5 protein-coding genes are annotated in these 6,478 nt (G+C 63.8%); 1 reads left to right on the forward strand and 4 read right to left on the reverse strand.

The genetic code is table 11. From position 1 onward, the window contains the following. Positions 1–6: 6 nt before the first annotated feature. From SO180_RS14665 to SO180_RS14675, 3 genes are all read right to left on the reverse strand, one after another. Entirely contained in the window at positions 7–519 is a 513-nt protein-coding gene (locus SO180_RS14665; RefSeq protein WP_449379535.1) for a PRC-barrel domain-containing protein, read from the reverse strand. Positions 520–644: 125 nt separating this feature from the next. Then, positions 645–2,849, reverse strand: a complete 2,205-nt coding sequence (locus tag SO180_RS14670; protein WP_449379536.1) for an amylo-alpha-1,6-glucosidase — start codon at positions 2,847–2,849, stop codon at positions 645–647. A gap of 56 nt (positions 2,850–2,905) precedes the next feature. Further along, complete coding sequence (locus SO180_RS14675; protein ID WP_449379537.1) at positions 2,906–4,669, reverse strand: ABC transporter ATP-binding protein; 1,764 nt, start codon at positions 4,667–4,669, stop codon at positions 2,906–2,908. 311 nt (positions 4,670–4,980) lie between these two features. On the opposite strand from SO180_RS14675, the gene SO180_RS14680 reads away from it, so the two are divergent. After that, a complete protein-coding gene (locus tag SO180_RS14680) occupies positions 4,981–6,051 on the forward strand; it encodes a glycosyltransferase family 4 protein (RefSeq protein ID WP_449379538.1) in 1,071 nt (356 codons plus the stop codon). A gap of 185 nt (positions 6,052–6,236) precedes the next feature. On the opposite strand, the gene SO180_RS14685 is transcribed toward SO180_RS14680, so the two are convergent. Beyond that, positions 6,237–6,478: hypothetical protein (locus tag SO180_RS14685; protein WP_449379539.1), on the reverse strand; the 242-nt coding region annotated here is incomplete at its 5' end.

A 6,478-nucleotide genomic window follows, 5' to 3' on the forward strand; every position in this document is an offset into this window, starting at 1 on the left:
CTTTCCTTACGGAATGAACTGCAGCGGTTGCAGGGTGCCGGACGCACCCAGCACGACGATCGGTGTGTCCTCCTTGTACTCCGGCGCAGCCGCGACCTGGGCCTTGGTCAGCTCCAGGCTGATGCTGTCCTTCTTGTTGGCGATCTTGCCGAAGTGCAGCGCGTTCCAGTCGACCACGATCTTGCGGCTGCCGACGCCGAGGAAGCCGCCGAAATCGATCACCGCCGCGCGCACCTTGCCGGTGCGATCGACGACGACGTCGACGATGCGCCCCATGTCCTCATCGGCGGCGCTGCGCACGTCGCGCCCGAGCACGCCGTGCGCGTCGCTGGCACCGATGATGGTAACCGACGGCGGCGGCGGCGCATCCTTCGGCACCACAGGCGCGGCCGGGGCCGGCGATGGCGGAGCGTTCGGCTCGGTTTGCACCGCAGGCGGCTCCTCCGCCGCGTACGACATCGCAGGCGCGATGCTTCCCAGGATCACTGCGACCAGCATCAACCGCGTCATGGCGGGCATGCGACCTCCTCCGGCTGGCGATGCTAAAGCGCGATGAGATTGTGACGAATCGTCATCGCGCTTTAGGTTGTTGTTTGAGCATGATCTTTTCGGAAAACCGCTCCACACTTTTCCGGATCATGCCACTAGTGCGCCAGCACGATCGATACCTGGATCTGTCCGCGCGTGCGCAGCACCTCGAGCGCGACATCGGTGCCGTGGCGGCGGATCCGCAAATCGACGCTGGACGGGCCCAGTTGCAGGTCGTGCAGCACCACCTCGTTCAAAAACGCCGGCAGATGCGGATTGCGCAGGCGGATCTCGCTGCGCGCGACGTCGAACTCGATGCCGAGCGCAGCTTCCAGCAGCGTGAACGGCGTCGCGCTGGCCCAGGCCTGCGGCGCGCAGGCGACCGGATAGAGCGTCGGGCCGCGGCGCTTCTCGCGCCGGAAGCCGCAGAACAATTCCGGCAGCCGCCGGAGGTCCATATAGGTCGCGGCCTCGAACAGGCCCTTGAAGACGTGCGCCACCGAATGCTTCAGGCCGTAGCGCGCGAGCCCGAGCGCGATCAGCGCATTGTCGTGTGGCCAGACCGAACCGTCATGATAGGACATCGGATTGTATCTGATTTCGCCGAGCGCCACGGTGCGAATGCCCCAGCCGGAGAAGAAATACGGCCGCATCAGGTCGGCAGCGACCTTGCGCGCGCGGTCCTCCCTGATCATGCCGCTGAACAGGAGCTGGCCGGCATTCGACGTCCGCACCTTGCAGGGCCGCTTGGCGCCGTCGAGCGCGAGCGCATAGGTGCCGAGCTCCTCGCACCAGAACGCGTCCTCAAAGCGTGCGGCGAGCGCCTTTGTCTCGGCCTCCAGCTTCCTCACCTTGTCCGGCTTGCCCAGCCGCAGGGCGCAGCGCGCGGCGAGCTGCTTGGCGGCAAACACATAGCCCTGCACTTCGGCGAGAGCGATGTAGCCTTCGGCGAGCGTGCCGTCGGCATGGAAGATCGCATCATAGGAGTCTTTCCAGCCCTGGTTGGCAAGGCCCTGCTCCGAGGCACGCTGATATTCGACGAAGCCGTCCTGGTCGGGATCGCCGGGTCCGTCGATCCAGGCCAGCGCGGCTTCGATCGCAGGCCACAATTCCAGCAGCGTCTCAACATCGCCGGTGCGCTCGAAATAGTGGCCGGCGAGCAGCACGAACAGCGCGGTCGAATCGACGCTGCCGTAATATTGCGCGAACGGCACCTCGCGCAGCGCCGCCATCTCGCCGCCGCGCATCTCGTGCAGGATCTTGCCGGGCTCGGCGTCGGCGAGCGGGTCAGTGGCCTTTGCCTGGAAGTGCGCGAGTCGCCGCAGCACGCCCCTGGCGACCCGCGGATCGATCCACAGCATCTGCAAGGCCGTGATCAGGCCGTCGCGACCGAAGGTCGTCGAGTACCAGGGAATGCCGGCATAGGGATAGCGGCCCTGCGGCGTATCCGTCATCAGCATGTTGAGGTCGGCCATCGCCTGGCACAACACCTCGTTGAAGATGTTGTTGGAGGTCTCGATGCTGGTTGCCCCCGCCGTACAGGAGCGCATTTCGCGGCGATGCGCCAGCATGGCCGGAAAGAACCGCACTGGCTTGAGTGTTTGCGGCCGGTTGCAGGACACCGCCACGAACAACGACTTCGTATGATGCGGCTCGAGCTCGAGCTGCCAGGTGGCGGCATTGACCGAGAGCCGGGTTGGCCTTGGATCGAAATGCAGCCCCGTCGTGCGATGCGCGTCATCGAGGCCCCGATATTCGAACAGGACGTCGGTCGGGCCAACCAATTTGCTCGCGCCGGTCCCCCGACGCAGCCGCTTCTCGCCGCGCACCTCGAACAGATCCGCGAAATCGCTGTCGAACAGCAGCGTCAGCTCGAAGCTCGCCGGCCGGTCGCCATGGTTCTGCAGGCCGATGCGCTGATAGGCCGTGCCGCGCCACAGGAACACCGTGCGCACGATGTGCAGCAGGTCCTTCTGGAGGACGATGCGGCCATTGCGGTAGATATCGGGATTGGTGAGATCGACGGTCAGAGCCGAGTTGTCGTCACGCAGGTTCGAGCCGAGCAGCAACGGCTGAAGATCGTCGAGCACGAGCTCGAGCCGCGCGAGATAGCGCGTGTCGCAGTTGAACAGGCCGTCCGGACCACCGGCGGACGCGCCGATATCGCCATGGCTGTCGAGCACGATGAAGGTGTCGTCGTGCTTGAGCGACCGCCGCGGCCGCGCCGCAGGTCCCGTCATGGGAATGTAGAACGGCTGCTCCTCCACCACTTCCACGGTTCGCGATGCCGCGACGAACTGGGTGACGACTTCGGCTGACATGCGCTATTCCCCTGCGCGTTATCCAAAACGCAATCGACCTGAACGCGACTAGCGACTTACGCGGCGAACTTCGAGAGCCTGTTCATCTCCTGTGTGACCAGCTCGCGGTAAGGCCCGTGGTTCTGCATCAGGCGGTCGGGCGATCCGTCCTCTATGATCTTGCCAGCCTTCAGCACCACCACCCGGTCGAAATTGCGCAGGGTTGCCAACCGGTGCGCGATCGCAATCACGGTGCGGCCGCGCATCAGGCGCGACAACGCCTCGCGGATCGCCTCCTCCGCCTCGCTGTCGAGCGCTGCGGTCGCCTCGTCGAGCAGCAGGATCGGCGCGTCCTTCAGGAAGGCGCGCGCGATTGCGATGCGCTGACGCTGGCCACCGGAGAGTTTCACGCCGCGGTCCCCGACCATGGTGTCGAGCCCCTCGGGCATACTCTCGACGAAATCGCAGCGCGCCGCGATCGCCGCGCGCAACACCTCGTCGTCGGTCGCGTTGGGCCGGCCGTAACGGATGTTCTCGCGGACCGAGCGATGAAACAACGAAATGTCCTGCGGCACCACGGAGATTGCCTCACGCAAGCTCTGCTGCGTCACCCGCGCGATGTCCTGGCCATCGACGGTGACGCTGCCGTCATCGACGTCATAGAACCGCTGCAACAGCGTAAACAGCGTCGATTTTCCGCCGCCGGACTGCCCGACCAGGCCGACGCGCTGACCGGGCTGCAGCCGCAGGCTGAAGCGCTCGAAGATCTTCGAAGCTCCGGGATAGCCGAATGTCACGTTGTTGAAGGCAATCGCGGCGCCGCGCTTGACCAGCGGCTCGGCTTCGGGGTGGTCACGCAATTCGTGCGGAACCAGGAGCGTTGCGATCGCCTCCGTCAGCCGCGCAACATGCTGGGTGACGTCGACCAGCGCGACCGCAAGATCGCGGGTGGCGTTGAGGATCGAGAGCCCGAGCGTGCAGACCAGCACGACCTCGCCAGTCGTCGCTTCGCCCTTCTGCCAGAGCGTGATGGCCCAGGCGAGCAGCGCGAGCGTCAGGACGACGGTGACCGCGGCGTGGGTCAGGCGCAGCTTTTCCAGGTAACGAAGACTGCGGCCGCGCGCCGTCAGTTCCCGGTTCACGGTGGCGTCGAAGCGCTGATGCTCGTGGGTGATGCCGCAGAATGCCCGCACCAGTGGCATGTTGCTGATGACGTCGATCATCTCGCCGTCGACGACGGCGGCCTTGTCGGCGAAATCGTCATGCAGCGGCTTGCCGGCTGCGGCAAGGTGGAACATCGCGATTACCATGCCACCGGCGATTATGATCAAACCCGCCGCCATATAAAGACTCACGGTTCCAATCAGTAGGATTGCCGCAATTGTGGCAATGCACGGCGGCAGGACATTCCAAACAAACATGTTCTCCACGGTGAACACGGCGTTGGAGGTGGCGGTGATACGACTGGTAAGCATGCCCGGCATGCGATCCGAGAAGTAGCTCGGCGCGTGACCGGTCAGATGCCGGAAGATGTCGCGACGCAGATCCCCGGTCACGCCGACAAAGGTGAAACTCGCTGTCCAACTTGCAATACGCCACAGGAAGTTATCGGCAGTGATCAGCGACATGAGGAAAGCGAATGACAGCCATACGCTTCCGCCATGAGAAGCGCCGGCAGACAGGCTGTCGACCAGCGATTTGACGCCATATTGCGTTCCCACGGAGCAGGCGACAGCCGCGACCACAGCGGTCAGGATCACCAGATGCGACGCCAGCCGCCGGCGAAGATAGCGCAAAACAAAGGCAAACGGCCGCCTCGCGTAACCCGATAGTTGATCCATATGGCTGCCACCCCGTCATCTAAGCAATTGTCAGTCGTGCCTCGCGCGGCACTGGCTGAGTGAACATCGACCGGTTCGTTCCGGTTCCCTTGCAATGCGATCACGACATGACGATGCGGACGATCTGAGAAACAGTCGTGACATCATCAAGACCAGATTGCGGACGAGTCACGCCGCATTGCGGACGTGTCCAATAAGTAACCTTTGAAGTGTGGAACTTCGCAGATGCGGGAACGTTCCCATGGCTGGCATGCCGGTGCCGAAGTGAGCTGGGGTTCAACTTTCATGATCGCGACAAGGAGGATGGTGAGATGCGCATCGCGCAGGTAGCTCCGTTGACGGAGGCTGTTCCACCCAAGCTTTATGGCGGCACCGAACGGGTGGTGCATTGGTTGACGGAGGAACTGGTGGCGCTGGGACACGATGTAACCCTGTTCGCCAGCGGCGACTCGCATACCTCGGCCAAGCTCGACGCGACATGGCCCAAGGCGCTGCGCCTGGACGGCTCGGTGCGCGATCCCAACGCGCTGCACATGGTGATGCTGGAGCGGGTGCGGCAGAAATGCGACGAGGAGGAGTTCGACTTTCTCCACTTTCACCTCGATTACTATCCCTGGTCGCTATTCTATCGCCAGCCGACGCCATTCCTGACGACGCTGCACGGCCGGCTCGACCTGCCCGAGCATCAGCCGGTGTTCAATACGTTCTCTGAAATCCCGGTCATCTCGATCTCGAACGCGCAGCGGCGGCCGGTGCCGCAGGCCAATTGGGTGCGCACAATTCATCATGGCCTGCCGGAAAATCTGCTGACGCCGGCGCCTGCGAAGCAGGATTATCTCGCGGTGCTCGGCCGCATCGCGCCGGAAAAGGGCGTCGATCGGGCCATCAACATCGCGACGCGCTGCGGCATCCCGCTGAAGATCGCGGCCAAGGTCGATCGCGCCGACCAGGATTATTACGACGAGCTGATCCGACCGCTGATCGAGAACAATCCGCTGGTCGAATTCATCGGCGAGATCAGCGACCACGAGAAATCGGAGTTTTTGAGCGGCGCGCTCAGTCTTCTGCTGCCGATCGACTGGCCCGAGCCGTTCGGACTGGTGATGATCGAAGCCATGGCCTGCGGCACGCCGGTGATCGCCTTCAATCGCGGCTCGGCGCCGGAGATCATCGACGAGGGCCTGACCGGCTTCGTCGTCGAGGACGAGATCAGCGCGGTCGCGGCCGTCGGTCGCCTGCCGCAACTGAGCCGCAGCGCAATCCGCAAGCAGTTCGAAACGCGCTTCACCGCAAGGCGTATGGCGCTCGACTATCTCGCCGCCTACCGCGGCCTGATGGAGGCGACCGCGCCGAGGATCAAGCTGGTGAGCAGCGCGGAGTAGCGCCGCGCTTCCACGTTCTCCGCTGTCACTCCCCGCGAAAGCGGGGAATCCAGTATGCGGCCGCCTCCCCATATTCCTCGCTGTCTCTGGAATACTTGTATGGGCTTGGTCAAGGATGAGTGGTTGTTAGATCATTTCAGATCATCTCCTTGTTCGAAGGAGGCGGACGTCTGCTGGTCCTGACCTCAAGACGGCTGGCCGCCTGTGGTGCGGCGGGCGTCAAGGGTGGCCGTAGGCCATCGCGTAGCGACGCAGCCCTTGACGGTCGCCAGCCCGGCGGCAGGCTTGAGGTCAGGACCATCAGACGTCCAGCGCAGTAAGAAGACGACTTCCGAGGCGAGCCCGCCCTGGACGCGATATCGCGTCGCAGACTTGTATTCGGTTGATCGATCGGGATCAGAACCATGATGCATGCATGCGCATCGGG

The organism is Bradyrhizobium sp. UFLA05-112, from assembly GCF_053572325.1.

Bases quoted from the DNA above. Each gene is read 5' to 3' on its own strand.
- SO180_RS14665 (WP_449379535.1), bottom strand. From the start codon at position 519: ATGCCCGCCATGACGCGGTTGATGCTGGTCGCAGTGATCCTGGGAAGC.
- SO180_RS14670 (WP_449379536.1), bottom strand. From the start codon at position 2,849: ATGTCAGCCGAAGTCGTCACCCAGTTCGTCGCGGCATCGCGAACCGTG.
- SO180_RS14675 (WP_449379537.1), bottom strand. From the start codon at position 4,669: ATGGATCAACTATCGGGTTACGCGAGGCGGCCGTTTGCCTTTGTTTTG.
- SO180_RS14680 (WP_449379538.1), top strand. From the start codon at position 4,981: ATGCGCATCGCGCAGGTAGCTCCGTTGACGGAGGCTGTTCCACCCAAG.